General features: G+C 42.6%; 15 protein-coding genes. 5 read left to right on the top strand and 10 right to left on the bottom strand.

The genetic code is table 11. The features are described from left to right. The first annotated feature begins 93 nt into the window (after window positions 1–93). Window positions 94–2,223: a TRAP transporter permease gene (locus tag A6J60_RS04055; protein WP_096064842.1), complete on the top strand. Its 2,130-nt coding sequence runs from the start codon at window positions 94–96 to the stop codon at window positions 2,221–2,223. Between the two features lie 136 nt (window positions 2,224–2,359). On the opposite strand, the gene A6J60_RS04050 is transcribed toward A6J60_RS04055, so the two are convergent. From A6J60_RS04050 to A6J60_RS04035, 4 genes are all read right to left on the bottom strand, one after another. Beyond that, complete coding sequence (locus A6J60_RS04050; protein ID WP_096064841.1) at window positions 2,360–3,073, bottom strand: DUF3108 domain-containing protein; 714 nt, start codon at window positions 3,071–3,073, stop codon at window positions 2,360–2,362. Window positions 3,074–3,710: 637 nt separating this feature from the next. Further along, the gene (locus A6J60_RS04045) at window positions 3,711–5,096 is read right to left on the bottom strand and encodes an NAD(P)(+) transhydrogenase (Re/Si-specific) subunit beta (RefSeq protein WP_096066463.1); all 1,386 of its coding nucleotides are present in this window, start codon (window positions 5,094–5,096) and stop codon (window positions 3,711–3,713) included. A 23-nt stretch (window positions 5,097–5,119) separates the two neighbouring features. Further along, a complete protein-coding gene (locus tag A6J60_RS04040; RefSeq protein ID WP_264755587.1) occupies window positions 5,120–5,479 on the bottom strand; it encodes a proton-translocating transhydrogenase family protein in 360 nt (119 codons plus the stop codon). 198 nt (window positions 5,480–5,677) lie between these two features. Continuing rightward, on the bottom strand, window positions 5,678–6,811 hold the full coding sequence (locus tag A6J60_RS04035; protein WP_096064839.1) for a Re/Si-specific NAD(P)(+) transhydrogenase subunit alpha: 1,134 nt from the start codon (window positions 6,809–6,811) through the stop codon (window positions 5,678–5,680). A 676-nt stretch (window positions 6,812–7,487) separates the two neighbouring features. Between A6J60_RS04035 and yaaA the strand changes: the two genes are divergently transcribed. Next, window positions 7,488–8,300 (top strand): peroxide stress protein YaaA, encoded by an 813-nt coding sequence (gene yaaA, locus A6J60_RS04030; protein ID WP_096064838.1) that lies wholly within the window; start codon window positions 7,488–7,490, stop codon window positions 8,298–8,300. 74 nt (window positions 8,301–8,374) lie between these two features. Here yaaA and A6J60_RS04025 read toward each other — a convergent pair whose 3' ends face one another. The 3 genes from A6J60_RS04025 to groES form a co-directional block, all read right to left on the bottom strand. Beyond that, window positions 8,375–9,613 carry a flavin-containing monooxygenase gene (locus A6J60_RS04025; protein ID WP_096064837.1) on the bottom strand — a complete coding sequence of 413 codons (1,239 nt, stop codon included), beginning with the start codon at window positions 9,611–9,613 and terminating at the stop codon, window positions 8,375–8,377. Window positions 9,614–10,076: 463 nt separating this feature from the next. Beyond that, window positions 10,077–11,717: a chaperonin GroEL gene (groL, locus tag A6J60_RS04020; protein WP_096064836.1), complete on the bottom strand. Its 1,641-nt coding sequence runs from the start codon at window positions 11,715–11,717 to the stop codon at window positions 10,077–10,079. A gap of 147 nt (window positions 11,718–11,864) precedes the next feature. After that, window positions 11,865–12,158, bottom strand: coding sequence for a co-chaperone GroES (gene groES, locus A6J60_RS04015; RefSeq protein ID WP_096064835.1), 294 nt, complete (start codon window positions 12,156–12,158; stop codon window positions 11,865–11,867). 342 nt (window positions 12,159–12,500) lie between these two features. Between groES and A6J60_RS04010 the strand changes: the two genes are divergently transcribed. The 3 genes from A6J60_RS04010 (at window position 12,501) to iscX (ending at window position 14,329) form a co-directional block, all read left to right on the top strand. Then, window positions 12,501–13,025, top strand: a complete 525-nt coding sequence (locus tag A6J60_RS04010; protein WP_096064833.1) for an acyl-CoA thioesterase — start codon at window positions 12,501–12,503, stop codon at window positions 13,023–13,025. Between the two features lie 159 nt (window positions 13,026–13,184). Next, window positions 13,185–14,000, top strand: a complete 816-nt coding sequence (locus A6J60_RS04005; protein ID WP_227526057.1) for a tryptophan-rich sensory protein — start codon at window positions 13,185–13,187, stop codon at window positions 13,998–14,000. Between the two features lie 122 nt (window positions 14,001–14,122). Further along, window positions 14,123–14,329, top strand: coding sequence for a Fe-S cluster assembly protein IscX (iscX, locus tag A6J60_RS04000; RefSeq protein WP_019672935.1), 207 nt, complete (start codon window positions 14,123–14,125; stop codon window positions 14,327–14,329). 102 nt (window positions 14,330–14,431) lie between these two features. Here iscX and A6J60_RS03995 read toward each other — a convergent pair whose 3' ends face one another. The 3 genes from A6J60_RS03995 to A6J60_RS03985 form a co-directional block, all read right to left on the bottom strand. After that, window positions 14,432–14,833, bottom strand: a complete 402-nt coding sequence (locus A6J60_RS03995) for a hypothetical protein (RefSeq protein WP_096064832.1) — start codon at window positions 14,831–14,833, stop codon at window positions 14,432–14,434. A 30-nt stretch (window positions 14,834–14,863) separates the two neighbouring features. Continuing rightward, window positions 14,864–16,072, bottom strand: a complete 1,209-nt coding sequence (gene dapE / locus A6J60_RS03990) for a succinyl-diaminopimelate desuccinylase (protein ID WP_096064831.1) — start codon at window positions 16,070–16,072, stop codon at window positions 14,864–14,866. A 123-nt stretch (window positions 16,073–16,195) separates the two neighbouring features. Beyond that, the gene (locus tag A6J60_RS03985) at window positions 16,196–17,125 is read right to left on the bottom strand and encodes a 2OG-Fe(II) oxygenase (RefSeq protein ID WP_096064830.1); all 930 of its coding nucleotides are present in this window, start codon (window positions 17,123–17,125) and stop codon (window positions 16,196–16,198) included. Between the last annotated feature and the right edge of the window lie 35 nt (window positions 17,126–17,160).

Below are 17,160 nucleotides of genomic sequence, written 5' to 3'. Positions count from 1 at the left end.
GTGGGTTAGGTTAATGAGTAAGCATAGGTTTATTGACCTGTGCTTATTTTTTTTGAAACGATTTCTGTCGGCCAAATAATTTTGGAGAATACCATGAATAAACACCCCTCTGAGGCTACAGATATTACCGATGCCTCACAAGCTATTAACGCAGATAGCACAGTACACATTGATGAAGCAGACGTGCTTGAAGGTAAACGCGTATTACCGACCAACTCTTTTGGTTATATTATTATTGGTGTTATCGCCTTCTTATGGTCGTTTTTTCAACTATACGTTGTATTAATTCCCTTTAACGATGTGTTTGTTAGGTCGATTCACTTGGCGTTTGCGTTATTGATGACGTTCTTGATGTATCCCATGTTTCGTACCAAGCGAACCATGAGCAGTATTCCTATTTGGAACTACGCACTGGGTCTAATAGCAGCGGCAACCTCGCTGTACATCTTTATATTTTATGATGCGCTCAACGCCCGCTCTGGTGCGTGGATACCGATGGATGTGTGGGTGGCAATAGCCGGTATTGTGCTGTTACTGATGGCATCAAGACGTGCTTTGGGCCCAGCGTTGGCCATTATTGCTATCGCATTCTTGGCTTACGTCAAATTTGGTCAGTTCATGCCAGACATGATTGCCCATAAAGGCGCCAGCGTTAATAAGATGATGGGGCAGATGTTCTTGACCACCGAAGGTATCTTTGGTGTGCCACTCGGCGTTAGTGCCAGCTATGTCTTCTTGTTTGTATTATTCGGTGGACTGCTAGAGCGCGCAGGGGCCGGTAAATACTTTATCGATTTGGCTTATGCGGCGTTAGGTCGCTTTGACGGGGGCCCAGCTAAAGCATCGGTTGCCGCTTCTGGCATGATGGGTATTATTTCAGGCTCATCAATCGCTAACACTGTGACAACCGGTACCTTCACCATCCCGCTGATGAAGTGTTTGGGTTTCCCAGCGCATAAAGCAGCATCGGTAGAGGTAGCAGCATCGACCAACGGTCAGCTTATGCCGCCAATCATGGGGGCAGCCGCCTTTATTATTGCTGAGTTTTTGGGCATGGATTATGCGGGCGTAATTATGGCCGCTGCCATTCCTGCATTTGTCAGCTATATTGCGCTGTTCTACATTGTGCATTTAGAAGCCAAAAAGTTAGGTATTAAAGGTGAAGCCAAAGATCGTTTGCCTAAAGTTTGGACTGTGTTCGTTAGTGGTTTGCATTTCTTACTGCCAGTGTTCTATCTGATGTACACCTTAGTTGTACTGCGTATGTCGCCACAGCGTGCCGCATTTAACGGTATTATGGTATTGATGGCGATTATGGTGGTTCAGCCCTTTGTTAAATCGTTGTGGGCAAAAAATGGTCTGAATTTTGTTGAAAACTTAAAAACAGCCATTGTCGATATCTGTGCAGGTATGGTGAACGGTGCCAAAAACATGGTACCTATTGCGATTGCAACAGCAGTAGCTGGTATCGTAGTAGGCTCAGTGACCATTACAGGTATTGGCCTGATCTTGGCCGATGTGATTGAAGTCATGTCAGGCGGCTACATCTTAGCGGTATTAGCATTAACCGCTGTGGTCTGTTTGGTATTAGGTATGGGTCTGCCAACAACGGCAAACTATATCGTAATGGCATCATTAACAGCGCCGGTTATTCTAGGTCTAAGTGGTGATTTAGGTTATATGGTACCAGCTATTGCAGCGCATTTATTTGTGTTCTACTTTGGTATTTTGGCGGATGATACACCGCCGGTGGGGATGGCAGCTTATGCGGCTGCGGGGATTGCAAAATCCGATCCGATCAAAACTGGTATCCAAGGTTTTGCCTACGATATCCGTACCGCAATCTTACCTTTTATGTTCTTCTTCAACAGTAAGCTGTTATTGATTGATGGTGTTGACCCTGCAAATCCCAAAGATCCATCAGGTTGGCAGTGGATTACCAATCCATTTGAAATTGCGCTTATTTTTGCAACAGCAGTGCTTGGTATGTTGGCGTTCTCTTCAGCCACTCAGCGCTGGATTCGTGTTCAAACCAATTGGCTAGAGGTAATTTTACTGATTATCATTACCTTGCTGATGATGATACCGAATATGGTTCAAGAGTGGTTTAACTTGCCACATGAATATGTGAGCTATGTGATAGGTGTTAGTTTGTATGCGGTTATCTACTGGTTACAAGCCAAGCGTCACAAAGTTAAGCTTGGTCAAATGCCTCATGCTTAAGTTGTAAATAATTGAACTAACTTAAAAGAACTGAAAATAAGTGACATAAAAAAGGAAGCATCCGTGAGATGCTTCCTTTTTTTGTACTATAAATTCATGATGGGTGTTTTAAATGGCCCATTCATTTATAACTTAATTAACGAACTTTGGTTAGTTCCATTTCAATTTTTTTGCCATCATCATTCTGTACAACTTTTACAGGTAGATAGTTTAGGCTAGGAGCTAACCAGAAGCTGGTGGTACGGTCTTTGTCATCATGGACACGGTCAACACGTACGGTATTATAGGTACCAGCAGGCACAGTAACCTTGGTGTTGCCTACTTTTTTGAATGGTGTTCTTTCGATTTTATCTTTTTTTACCATGTAGTAGTTACCGGTAAATTTACCGTTTAACAGGTCTTGTCTGATTTGTGCCTCTAGGCTTAAGTCATCCAATGCGGTTGATGATGACGATAAGTTGTGAGTTTTGCCACGGTAAGTACTGGTTACTTTTTTACCAGAGTTGCTAAAGCTCATGTTATGCGTACGGCCGATACCAAACAGGCGGTATGAAGTACTGGCTTTAACCGGAATGACCGTATTACCACTTAAAGTAAAGGTGCTATTTTGGTTGGCAGTTGCCACACCAGAGACGCGGGCATTCACTTTATAGTTCCAAGTATTACCTGATTTAGTCAAAGTACGTGTACCAGTACCATTGTATTTGTTATCGACACTGAAAGTGTAGTCTGCGGTAGATGGCGCAAGGTCAGCGGCCATTGCTGGAGCGGCTGCCATAGTGGCTGCTGCGGCCAGACCAATACCTGCTGCGATTTTTGATGTTTTGATATTTTTTAATGTGTTTAACATGATAGTGTTATCCTTATTAGAATAGATTATTTGACTTAATTGATTAATTTAATCGACTTAAATGAATTGTCAGACTGAATAGGGGTATAGCCTATATTGGTGTTAAAACTTAAAACGTCTAATCTGACGTCCAGTTTTAAGTGTCACGTTAAAGCACCTGATTAAAGTTAAACATGGATAGCTGATTTGTGATTGTTGTTTCTGCTTATCCTGCTGCATCTAGCGAATAGTGGCTACTATACCTTATATATGGTCATAACTTGTTACATTTCCAAGGGTGCTATTGGAGGTGTTTTGTTAGTAATCCTTTCTAATCTTAGCCAGGCACTCACTTTGAGTAATCAATATAACTGGCAAGCTACCAACAGTTACGCTATTGCGTTAAATAAGATTTATGCAAACTCATTCTTGACTAGGTATTGATTGAGAATTGATTGAACATTGGTTAATTATTGATTGAATGTTATACACAAGACTCAAGCACAAAGCGCTTAATTGTTTTGATAATAAAGTATGAGTCTTAAAACAAATAAAGACAGCCGAAGCTGTCTTTATTGTTTACAGAATAGATGAATAACTGATTTGGTTAATCAAGCCAGTAAGTGCTTGGTCAGTTATTGGTCAGTTAACAGCAAAATTAGTGACCGCCATTGATGGTGCGTACCATTTCTTCAACCATTTTCTTAGCATCACCAAAGATCATCATGGTCTTATCTAAATAAAACAGTGGGTTATCAAGGCCGGCATAACCTGTGCTCATTGAGCGCTTGATGACCATAACTGTTTGCGCTTTAGATGCTTCTAGAATTGGCATACCAAAGATAGGTGAGTTTGGATCATCTTTTGCCGATGGGTTCACCACGTCGTTAGCACCGATCACCAATACCACGTCAGTGCTTGGGAAGTCTGAGTTAATTTCATCCATCTCTAAGATGTCGTCATAAGGCACATCAGCTTCTGCCAATAGTACGTTCATGTGACCCGGCATACGACCGGCGACAGGGTGAATCGCAAAGCGTACATTAACACCTTCATCTTTAAGCAGCTCATAAAGCTCTTTTACCGCATTTTGCGCGCGACCTTGTGCCATACCATAACCTGGAACAATGATCACATCACTGGCGTTACTCATTAAGAAGCCAGCATCTTCAGCAGAGCCTGATTTGTAAGTTTTTGGTGCGCCATCGTCATCACCAGCCGCTGCTGCTGCAGTCCCCATGCCGCCGAATAACACATTAACCAGTGAGCGGTTCATGGCCTTACACATGATGTAAGATAAAATGGCACCAGATGAACCAACCAAAGAGCCAGCAATGATTAGCATTGAGTTACCTAAGGTAAAACCAATACCTGCTGCTGCCCAACCTGAAAATGAGTTCAATAAAGACACAACCACTGGCATATCACCGCCGCCAATCGGTGCAATCCACATCCAACCGAACAGTACAGCCAAGATAGTCATTGCATAGAACGCAGGCATAGACTCGGTGATGAAGTAGATGCCGCCAAAGGCAATCATGGCCACAAATAAAATCAGCTGTAATGGCTTAACCCAACCGCCAGTGACAGTTTTTGCCCACTTCTTTGCTGCTAATTTACCAAAAGCGAAGACAGACGCAGAGAAGGTAATGGCACCAATGAAACAACCGATAAACAGCTCAATGCGAGCAATGGTGCTGTGCTCTTGACCGGTGTGTAATACGGTCGCCAGTGCAATAGCCACGGCTGCCAAACCAACAAAAGAGTGCATCAGTGCTACGGTCTCAGGCATTTGCGTCATCGCAACCGTTTTCGCCTTCCACATACCAACGGCAGCGCCTAATATCATCGCACCAATGATGAGCCACAGTACTGGACCTTCAGCTAAGAAAAAGGTGGTTAATACGGCGATGGCCATTGCTGCCATACCAAAGCGGTTACCGCGAATCGCTGTTTTTGGGCTAGATAGACCACGTAGAGTTAAGATAAATAGGATGGCACCAACCAGATAAAACCAATCTGCATGAGCAGCAACCCAGTTCATTTGTGCTAAGTCAGTTACCTCATTCATACGTCGTCTCCTTGTGCGTTGGCGGCATCAGTCGGCTTGGCCTTTTTTTCCTTGGGTTTAAACATGGCAAGCATACGTTCGGTTACCGCAAAGCCACCGAAGATATTGATACTGGCCAAAAATACGGCAAAAGCGCCCAACACACTGGTCAAAGAAATGGCGCTGCCATCAATATGGGTAGTTTGTAACATGGCACCAACGATGACGATACTCGATAAGGCATTGGTGACCGCCATGAGTGGGGTATGCAGGGCAGGGGTAACGCCCCAGACGACATAGTAACCAACGAAGATGGCCAAAACGAAGATGGTAAAGATTGCCACAAAAGGGGTGCCCCCTGTGACAGCCACCCCCATTGGTGCGGTTGCTAATAGCGTAGCAAGCATAGTGTTCTCCTAATGTCTTTCTTAACTTAAAAAGTTATGTCCGTGTTTGATATTACTGGGTTGCTTGTTATTGCTTGTCCTTCTCAATCTAAGCCAAATCAAAATCAGCTCCAAAATCATTCAGATTAAAAATAAAATGGCGTATGTTTTGATTGAGTAAGTGAAGGACTAGCGACGCTGCAGGCGCACCTCGCCGCCATGAGTCACTGCCAACGCGCCTTGGATTTCATCTTCAAGGTTGATGTGCAGTGCATTGTCATTTTCTTTATCGAATAAAGTCGTAATAAAGTTCACCAAGTTATTGGCATATAGGTCTGATGATTGGGCAGCTAGAGTAGCTGGGATATTGGCTGCACCGACAATGCGAACCTGGTTATCAGTTACGACCGTTTCACCAGCGACAGTACCTTCAACGTTACCGCCAGAGCTTGCTGCCATATCAATGAGTACTGAGCCAGCTTTCATCTTATCCAGCGTGGTTTTATGAACCAATCTTGGTGCATTGCGACCTGGAATCTGTGCAGTAGTAATCACGATATCGGCATTAGACACTGCCTTATCGACTACCGCTGCTTGATCTTTCATGTACTGCTCTGAAGGCACCCAAGCATAACCACCGGTTGACTTGGCTTTTTCCTTTTCTTCATCGCTCATCGGCACATCCAGCCATTTACCGCCCAATGATTCTACTTGCTCTTTTACTGAAGGACGCAGATCACTGGCTTCCACCACAGCGCCTAGACGTTTAGCGGTCGCAATGGCTTGTAGCCCAGCAACGCCGACACCAAGCACCACCACTTTAGCTGGCTTAACGGTGCCTGCTGAGGTCATGAACATGGGGAAAGGGCGGGCATAATCATTGGCCGCCATCAATACCGCTTTATAACCGGCTAGGTTGGCTTGTGAAGACAGCACGTCCATGTTCTGTGCTCGTGATAGGGTTCGAGGTAACAGCTCCATAGCGAAGGCTGTGGTGCCTTGCTTGGCATAGTTGTCTAATTGGTCGTTTCGATAGAGATCTAACATACCGATGACGATGCTGTTATTGCCCAATTGAGCAATTTGCTCTGCAGTTAGGTTTTGCACCACACATATGATTTGTGCTTGACGCAGTACATCAGACTCACTGGCAACTTTTGCACCAGCATTTAGGTAGGCATTGTCATCGTAATAGGCATGTTGACCTGCACCAGATTCAATAATGACTTCATGTCCTAGCTTGACCAGTTTTTTGACTGAGTCTGGAGTAATGGCAACGCGACCTTCAAATTCTTGCTTGGCTTGAATTGTGCCTATTATCATGTTTGCTCCTAGCGTGTTGGTGGATCTGGATCTGTATACGTCTTTAAATATCTATGCGCTGTTAAATACCCTAACTGTCGTCTAAAAAGCTGCGCCAATATAAGACTGTGACTTCAAAGATAACGGTGTAAATAGTGATATATATAGCGATATAAAAACGGTCCGGGATTAAAAAACCTTTGGTTTTATAAGTCCTTACCAAAGGTTATCAATTTAATAAATGGTTATTCAAAAACCATCATCAGGATTTATTATAAGAACATAAATTAGAAAATTTCATCGTAGAAACATGACCGACCAGTAAAATTTAATCACAAACTTTAATTTATGGGGTTTGCAGACAAGTTGATTCATAGATAACATAAGGTTATCTATACAACATTGGTTTTGGCTTCGATTTTGTATGTTTGCTGTGCTTAAAAGTGGGCAGGGTGGGGTTGTTGACTGGCAATTAGTTCAATAGGAGGCTGTTGAATAAGAGGTTGTTGAGTAGTCATGGGATAACGACAATGCTGAGATAATCATAGCAGCTAGATAGCTATAGCGCTTAGGTAACAATAGAGCCAAGATAACAATAGCGAATTGAAATCACGGTTTGTTTAAAGCTATGATGACGGGTAATTTTTATTCATCTCTATTCATCAATACGATTTAAATTAAAAAGGATAACAGCGCTATGTACTTCTTACTGTCTCCAGCAAAAAGCTTAAATGAAAGTGATACCGTTCCGGTTAATGTCGGTAACTACTACAGCCAACCTGAGCTAATCGAGCAGGCGCAACAGCTGATGAAAATTTTAAAGAATAAAGAGCCGATTGATCTGCAAGAGCTGATGAGTATTTCAGATGACTTAGCACAGCTGAATGCTCAGCGTAATCAGGATTGGGCGTGGAGTGAAGATAAGCCGTTTGCCGATGACAATGCCAAGCCGGCCGGTTATTTGTTTGATGGCGATGTGTATACCGGTCTTGATATGTATAACTTAGATAAAGACACAGTGATTTATCTCAATGAGCATCTGGGTATTTTGTCAGGATTATATGGCGTATTAAAACCATTGGATCTGATTCAGCCTTATCGTTTAGAGATGGGCACTAAGCTCAAAAATGATAATGGTGATAACTTATATCAGTTCTGGGGAGATGCTATCACTGACGTTATCAATCAGCGCATGGCGGAGAGTAGCGAGCAAGGCGAGGATAATGTGCTAATTAACTTGGCGTCTAATGAGTACTTTAAGTCAGTCAACAAAAAACAATTGGATGCGACTTTAATCACCCCTCGCTTTGAAGATGAAAAAAATGGCAAATACAAAGTAATCAGTTTTTATGCCAAAAAAGCGCGTGGGCTGATGGTGAAATATGCCGCAGATAATAAAATCACCAAAGCAGACGATTTAAAGCAGTTTGATTTGGCAGGCTATTACTATGTTGATGAGTTATCGGATGATAAGACATGGACATTTAGGCGGGATGAAAAAGATGCTTAGTCATTGCTAAGCATCCTTTGAGTCGTAATTTTTAGCCGTATTGCTTATATCAATTATTCAAAAGTGCTATCTGGTTAACCATCATATGTATCGTAATGGTTTTGCACTTTGATTTTATGAGCAATATGGCTGGCATCATGCCAAACACCCCAAATAAATGAAGAACCGCGACAGGTTAAGAAAGGCAGACCTAAAAAGTACACACCGCGGGCATCGGTCACCCCTTGATAGTGTTTGGGTTTGCCATTTTCATCAAAGATATCTAAATCCAACCAACTATAATCGTTTTTGAATCCTGTGGCCCAGATAATGCTGGTTATATTGGCCTCTTTAAGATGCAGTGCGGTCAGTGGATTGGTCACACATTCAGGCATATCAGGCAGGTTTCGCGCCTCAGGCTCTTCAGGGAAGTCGAGCCCATTGTCTTCAATAAATTTATCGGCAGCATCCAGCAGTTTGTAATAATCTTGCTCACCGTCATCAATTGTCGCCGCTAAATCATCAGAGAAGTGCAACGTACCATTTTGATAGTTGTCAGTCATACCCAGTAAGGTAATGCCATCATGAGCCAGTTGTCTAAAGTCGACTGTGCCAGTGCCACTTACCGCAAAACCTTTGACTACTTCTTCTGTCGGCTCTGTGTCATTCCAAATACCTAAAACCCCCATCCACCATATAATGTCTTTACCTCTATAGCGTCTAGGCGGACGTACATGTGGTCCGACAGATAAGTACACTGAGCGGCCATTTTCATTGAGTTCTTTTGCGATTTGCACACCAGAAGCACCACTGCCAATCACCAATACTGCACCATCTGGCAATTGATTTGGATTTTTGTATTGCTGTGAATGCAGCTGTTTAACATCCGCTGTTGTCGGGATAACTGGCGGAATGACAGGATGTTGAAAGGGGCCAGTTGCAACAACGATACTTTTGGCCAACACTTGACCTTTGCTTGTTTTGACTTGATATCTTGCATCACCCTCCACCTCTGAGACATGGGTGACTTCGACATTGGTTTGAATCGGTGCATTGATTTTATCGGCATAGGCTTCAAAGTAATCCGCCAAATCATCATGGTGCACGAAGCCATCTGGTTCACCTGACATTTTTAAACTGGGGAATCTATCATTCCAGCGAGGCCCATTGGTGACCAATGAATCCCAACGTTGACTGCGCCAAGCCTCTGCAATTCTATTTTTTTCGACAACCAAATGATCAATATCATGTTTGCTTAAGTGTTCACTCATCGCAATACCTGACTGTCCGCCGCCAATAACTAATGTATCTACTTCAGTTTTTAATAAAGCCATATCTCTCCTGATGAACAAGTTAAATAAGGTTTAAGATTTGAAAATATGCTGAATACAACTCACATTTTCAAAAGAGAGCTTTTTATAAACCAGTGACGCTCAGTAGTCAACCGCAGTTTAAGACAAATTAATCAATCTGAAGGTAAGCTATCGGTAATTGCTAGTAAGTAGCGTGACTCTCATCAGCCAAACTATTTAGTCGTTATAATCAATAATAACCCTGTCTACAGCATTAAATTTTTAGCATGAAAAAAACCCCGATAAGCGATTGCCTAACGGGGCTTTTATTTGCTATTTTCTGGCTTTTAACATTATGGGTTGATAACGTTAAACCACGTCATCTGCACATAAGTGTCAAGTCAAGTAGACTGGAATGTGACGAGGCAACCGAGCGTGAGCACTACATCAAGTAGGCTAAGCGAGGTTAACGCGGTCACAGTTCAGTTCTACGCAGACTAGACTATTACATCATGCCGCCCATGCCGCCCATACCACCAGCACCGCCCATAGCGGCCATTGGATCATCACCGTCAGCTTTGTCAGTGATCATCGCTTCAGTAGTTAGCATTAGACCCGCTACTGATGCAGCGTGCTCTAGTGCTGAGCGAGATACTTTAGCAGGGTCTAGGATACCCATTTCTAGCATATCGCCATATTCGCCAGAAGCAGCGTTGTAACCATAGTTACCAGAACCTGCTTTCACTTCGTTAACCACAACAGACGCTTCATCACCAGCGTTAGTTACGATTTGACGTAGTGGTGCTTCCATCGCACGGCGTAGGATGTTAATACCTGCATTTTGGTCTTCGTTGTCGCCTTTTAGGTCAGCAAGTGCATTTAGCGCACGTACAAGCGCAACACCACCACCAGGTACCACACCTTCTTCTACTGCTGCGCGAGTTGCGTGTAGCGCATCGTCAACACGGTCTTTCTTCTCTTTCATAGCAGTTTCAGTTGCTGCACCTACTTTGATAACCGCAACACCGCCTGAAAGCTTAGCAACACGCTCTTGTAGTTTTTCTTTATCGTAGTCAGAAGTAGATTCTTCGATCTGACGGTTGATTGAGTCAATGCGTGCTTCGATGTCAGCTTTAGAGCCAGCGCCATCAACGATAACGGTGTTTTCTTTACCAACGGTTACTTTCTTAGCAGTACCTAGGTGCTCTAGAGTAGCAGTTTCTAAGCTTAAGCCTACTTCTTCAGAGATTACTGTACCGCCAGTCAAGATAGCGATGTCATGTAGCATTGCTTTACGGCGATCGCCGAAACCTGGTGCTTTAACCGCACACGTTTTTAAGCCGCCACGCATGTTGTTCACAACTAGCGTTGCTAGTGCTTCGTTTTCAACGTCTTCAGCAATGATTAATAGTGGCTTGCTTTGCTGCATTACTTGCTCAAGTAATGGCACGATTTCACGGATGTTGCTGATTTTTTTGTCAACAAGAAGGATGTATGGGTTTTCAAATTCAGCAGTTAGGCTGTCTTGCTTGTTCGCAAAGTATGGGCTGATATAGCCACGGTCAAACTGCATACCTTCTACCACTTCTAAAGAATCTTCAAAGCCTGAGCCTTCTTCAACAGTGATAACACCTTTTTTGCCAACTTTCTCCATTGCTTCAGAGATAAGCTCACCAATTTTGGTGTCAGAGTTAGCAGAGATAGAGCCTACTTGAGCGATCGCTTTAGAGTCGTCAGCTGGGGTAGAGATGTTGTGAATCTCTTCAACAGCAGCAGTTACCGCTTTGTCGATACCACGCTTAAGATCCATTGGGTTCATGCCGGCAGCAACAGACTTCATGCCTTCAACTAAGATAGCTTGAGCCAATACAGTTGCTGTAGTAGTACCATCACCAGCTACGTCGTTGGTTTTGCTCGCGACTTCACGTACAAGCTGAGCGCCCATATTTTCAAATTTGTTTTCAAGTTCGATTTCTTTAGCAACTGAAACACCATCTTTAGTGATTGCAGGTGCGCCGAAAGACTTGTCGATTACTACGTTACGGCCTTTAGGACCTAGGGTTACTTTAACAGCGTTTGCTAGAACGTTTACGCCGTCCATCATTTGTTTGCGGGCATCAATGCCAAATTTTACTTCTTTTGCCATGAGATTAACTCTCCAATTTTTTGTTAATGAATGGTGTTAATAATTGATAAGTATCTATTATTTTAATTGTTTAACGTTTTGAGCTCGGTGATTAAATGATCATTGACCCTGTTTTAATTATTGATGCCAATGACAGCTTAATCTAGGTTATTTACCTTCTAAAACACCCAATACGTCAGATTCTTTCATAATCAACAACTCTTCGCCGTCAACTTTTACTGTTTGACCAGCATACTGACCAAATAAGATGGTGTCGCCAACTTTTACGTCAAGCGCACGAATTTCACCGTTTTCACGGACTTGACCATTACCAACAGCTAGAATTTCGCCTTGAGATGGTTTTTCTTGAGCTGAACCTGGCAACAAGATGCCACCGGCAGTTTTTTGTTCTTCTTCCACACGGCGGACAACGATGCGGTCATGTAAAGGGCGAATATTCATTGTTCACTCCATTAAAATAAATAAGTTAAAAGATAAATTTAAAAGGGTACCCATATCACTCATTAAAGTATTGTTATTGAGCTATGGGGTTGTATTGAAAGTGGGGTTTCTTGATGAAAGTTTCAAGTTCAACTGGGTGAAATTTTTTTTAGTTACTCAGATGACAACAATGACAGCTAGAGATACATTAGGCTTGCCTAAATTGATTGCTTTATGTAACCATTATCAAACTCAGGCCAATATTAGCCATTTGACAACAAAAATTAGAGTTTGCAGGCGCCCAAGTTTAAGGGTATTCAAAGACAATCGGACCTTTAAAACACAACTAGAGGATAAAACACCATGAACATGCTCATCCGTTTTGCCATCTTGCTCAATTTACTCAGACAAGAACAAGCCAAAAACGACTCTATCGATCTTGAGCGTTTAAAAGCACCTTTTAGCCGTCGCTACCGAGTATTACCGCACGACATGGGCTTTCGTAATCATGTTCCCAATTATCGTTATTTGTCATTTATTGAGCTCAATGTCACCGGTTGGCTATATCAAATATTAAAACAGCAAGGTAAGGGCGGACTGAGTCTTAACTGGATCATCTCGATGCAAGAGATGGTGTATCTCAAAGAAGTTAAGTTTTTGGACAAACTGACCGTGACCAGTACCTTAGAAGGTTGGGATGACAAATATTTGTATTTTCAACATCACTTTTATGTCAAAAATAAATTAATGGCGATAGGCCTAACCAAATTTATTTTAGTTAATAAAAAAGGCAAGCAAAGCCCAGAAGTATTAGGCTTACAAGGTGAGCAGTTGACTGAGGTAATTAGCACTTGGAATGCTAACCAGACAGCCATTAAATCACAATAAGGACAGTCACCACGACCGCTTGTATCTTTTCTAAGCCAAACGGTTACATCACGATAGTGTTTCGTAGCGATTTTCTATTCTTAATTGTTGTTCCCTTTTTAGAGGGTTATTATGCTGCCAGATAAACATCTAGCTAAATATAATAAGAAGGAATACAAAATGAATAGAAGTGAACCCAAACACTCTAAGGCAATGACGAAGTGGACGATTGCCAATCTCGTGGTGTATTTTACGACATTAGGCGTTAACTATTTGGGTGCAACGGGTTTTTTTAATGGCATGGATCAGTCAGATATTTCGAGTAAATATCGCACCCTAATTACGCCCAGTGGTTTTGCATTTTCAATTTGGAGTGTCATCTATATCCTAGTACTTGCCACGCTCGTTTACTTATTCATTAAAAGAAAAGACCCAAGGGTTGTCAAGCTTACTGAGCTTATCTCTGGATTATTTATCCTAAGTAGTCTATTTAATATGGGCTGGATTGTTGCTTTTTCTTACGAGCTAGTCGGATTATCCACGCTATTTATTATCGGCATCTTATTGTCGTTGATGGCTATTATTCACAGAATTTACACCCATCAAACACAGGTGCCATCGACTTTAGCAGTCACCGCTTTTACGCTATATGCCTCATGGGTATTTATCGCAACGATTCTAAACAGTGCCATTGTCGCGGTTCAACAGGGTTGGGGCGGTTTTGGTATTTCAGGTTCGGTGTGGACAATCATTGTATTATTAATGGCGATAGCTTTTATCACAGGCTATGTCCTGCGTTATCGAAATGCATTGTTTGCATTAGCACCCGCTTGGGCATTTTTTGGTATTTATAGTGCCTATAGCAATGGCACTCATACCCCGTCAATGGCATCTACCATTCAAATAGTGCTCATGTTTGGCATTGCTGTTTTTATTGCTTTGATTGGCTATACGTTTTATAAAAATAAATACGCTATTCTGCCGCCTGCTAGTTAAGGAGAGGGGCGAAATGGTGTTAATTAAATTATGCTAGAATCACCCTTATAAAAATTAATAGCTGGGTTTAAGTCTCAGCCTACACGTCTTAACTAAACTTTAATCTTTAAAAGGAATACCTCATGAATCAGAAACTTAAATGGACAGACAGCCTAGATATCGCTATTGAGCTTTATGAGAAGTTTCCAGATACCGACCCACAGTACATTCGCTTTACTGATTTGCACCGCTGGGTAACCGAGCTTGAGAACTTTGATGACGATCCACAAAAGTCGAATGAAGGCATCTTAGAGGCCATTCAAATGAACTGGATTGATGAAGCAGATTAATCTAGTTATTAAAATTTGACTATAAAAAAGCCCGATGCTTAATATGCGTCGGGCTTTTTTTAATTAATAAAATTACGATGTTTAAATATCAAATATGCCTAGCTAATAAACGCAGGGATCGTGCTGATAAGTAGACTCATCTAAACCGCCGATAGGCAGAGTGAGATGTGAAGAAGGGGTTACCACAACGCTTTTACCTATTGCCTCAGTTAACTCCTGCTCAATGTCACTTTTCAAATCAGCCGATACTTGTTTATAAAAACACACGTCGACATCAAGTCTATTGGTCTTAAAATCATTAGATAGGCCGACAATTTCACCGCGATATTTCTTGATAATAGGCGCCATTATCTCCAAGTCATGCTGTGCGGTATTTTTTGAGTCCTGCTGGTTGCCATAATTATCTGATGACATATTAGTAGGCTCTGCCATAGACTGACAGCCGGATAATATAATGGCACTGCTAATGAATAAATAAGACAGTGTTTTAGAGAAACGATTCATCAGATAAACCTTCCTATATGACATGGGTTATTAGTCTAACAACAATTCTTCAAGCATACGCTCATATATCTGCGCCAGTTTACCTAAGTCGTCTACTTCTACTTTTTCATCGACTTGGTGAATGGTCGCATTACGTACACCGAGCTCAACCACTTGCGCACCAGTTGGCGCAATAAAACGACCGTCAGAGGTACCGCCTGAGGTTGATAACTGAGTATCAATGTCAGTCACTTCTTTAACCGCTATCTTGCACGCATCAACCAGTTTACCTTCAGCGGTTAAAAACGGATTGCCCGATAGCTTCCACTGAATGTCATAAGTGGCAGCACTATTATCAAAGTACTTATCTAATATCTCATGCGTTTTAGCACGTAATTCTTCTTCGGTAGTTTCAGTAGAGAATCTAAAATTAAACACCACTTCTACCGATTCAGGAATCACATTGTTAGCGCCTGTACCGCCATTAATATTAGAGATTTGCATGGTGGTGGCAGGGAAGTGGTCATTGCCTTCATCCCAAACCGCGCTTTCAAATTCGGTTAAGGCTGGCAAGAGGGCATGAATCGGGTTGACTGCCAAATGCGGATAAGCGACGTGACCTTGTTTGCCAGTCACGGTCAAAATACCGCCTAGTGAGCCACGGCGACCATTTTTGATGATATCACCAAGTGTGTCGGTACTTGATGGCTCACCGACCAAGCAATAAGTGATTTTCTCATTGCGTGCCTCTAAAGCTTCGATAACTTTGACAGTGCCATTGATAGACGGACCTTCCTCATCTGAGGTGATCAACATCGCAATCGAGCCGTTATGGTCAGGGTGCTTTTTAACAAAGCTTTCAGCAGCAACGGTGAAGGCTGCGATACCTGTTTTCATATCGGCAGCACCGCGTCCCCAAAGATAGCCATCTTTTACTGTCGGCTCGAAAGGCGGGACTTTCCAGTTATCAGGATTACCCGTTGGTACGACATCGGTATGACCGGCAAAACAGATAACGGGTTCTTTAGTGCCACGTCTAAGCCATAAGTTTTTGACTTCAGCATTGAGACCGGTTGCTTGTTTGTCTCCAAAGTACATAAACTCACTATCAAATCCAAGCGGGCTTAATCGCTCAACCAATACATCCTGCGCTCCTTTGTCGTGAGGGGTCACAGAGTCACGGCGCATTAAATCAATGCTTAACTCTAACGTGGCTTGTTGATGCTGGGTGGTGTTATCAGATTGGTTGTTAGCGCTCATAGGTACCTCAAAATAATGTATAGAAAATAAATAACCGTTAATAAACGGCTAAAATAGTTAATAAAGGTGAATAATAACTTCGTTGTGTTGTTATAACTTCAATGTTTATAAGCATAACAGCTATTAAGGCTCAGGGATAAAGACCGCATCGTCACGGCGTAGCCAAGTAGCAATAGAATAACGCTGACGATGGGCAATCTCGACCTGATGCTGTAGATTGCTATCAAAGATAACCAAGCGATTGGCTTTGGGTAGTAATTGATGTTGCTCATTTTGCATATCAATCAGCGATAAGGCGCCGCCGTCCTCAATTGTCCATTCGTCATTTAAATAAAATACCGCAGAGATAACCCGCTCATCACGGCCAACGGGATTATCAGAATGCCATTTATAACCAAACCCTGGTGGATAGCAGGCATAGTGTGCTTCGCTATGGCGGATACCGGCGAAAAACAGTCGATTAAACAGATGCGCTAATTCATTAATGCTTTGTAAATAGTAGTAGCCTGCAAAAAAGTGTTTGGTAATCCAGCGGATACGGTCGCCGCGGATATTAGACAAGCGCACACCTTCAGTAAGCTTAGCATCTCGGTAATCAATAAAGCCACTTTCGGCTTGTAATGCCAATAACGCTTTGGGCTGGTAGACATTATCTAATACGACAAAGCCTTGGTTGATAAATTGCTCCAAGCAAGCATCATCAATGCTCTGCCCCCAGTCAACATCGAAGTCTTGCTCCGTCAAGCTCTGCTGAGTGGTGATGTCCTCAATGGCGAGTGTGTCTAATTCTAGTCCTAACGCCTCAATGGTATCACCATCTAACGCTAGCGCTGATAATGATTCAGGCAGCTGTTTAAGCGGTAACGGCTTGTCATCGGTTGTTGGCAGTATATCTAATAGCTGTTGATGTTGGAGTTGCTCAGCCAGCTGCTTAACTTCAGGTACCTGCTCAGGGGTTAATGGCGGTGGTATGGCAACGGTGATGGGGTCTTGTAATGAGCTGTCTGTGATTGATAAATTACTGTTGATCGTCGATGTAACGTCTTGGTTCATCTAGGGAGTCTCGATTTAGTGTCGCTAAATGGCAC

The organism is Psychrobacter sp. FDAARGOS_221 (assembly GCF_002313155.2).
In the GTDB taxonomy this organism is placed as follows: Bacteria; Pseudomonadota; Gammaproteobacteria; order Pseudomonadales; family Moraxellaceae; genus Psychrobacter.
The sequence above is the reverse complement of the archived record's forward strand: the minus strand, read 5'-3'. Positions and strand labels throughout refer to the sequence as shown.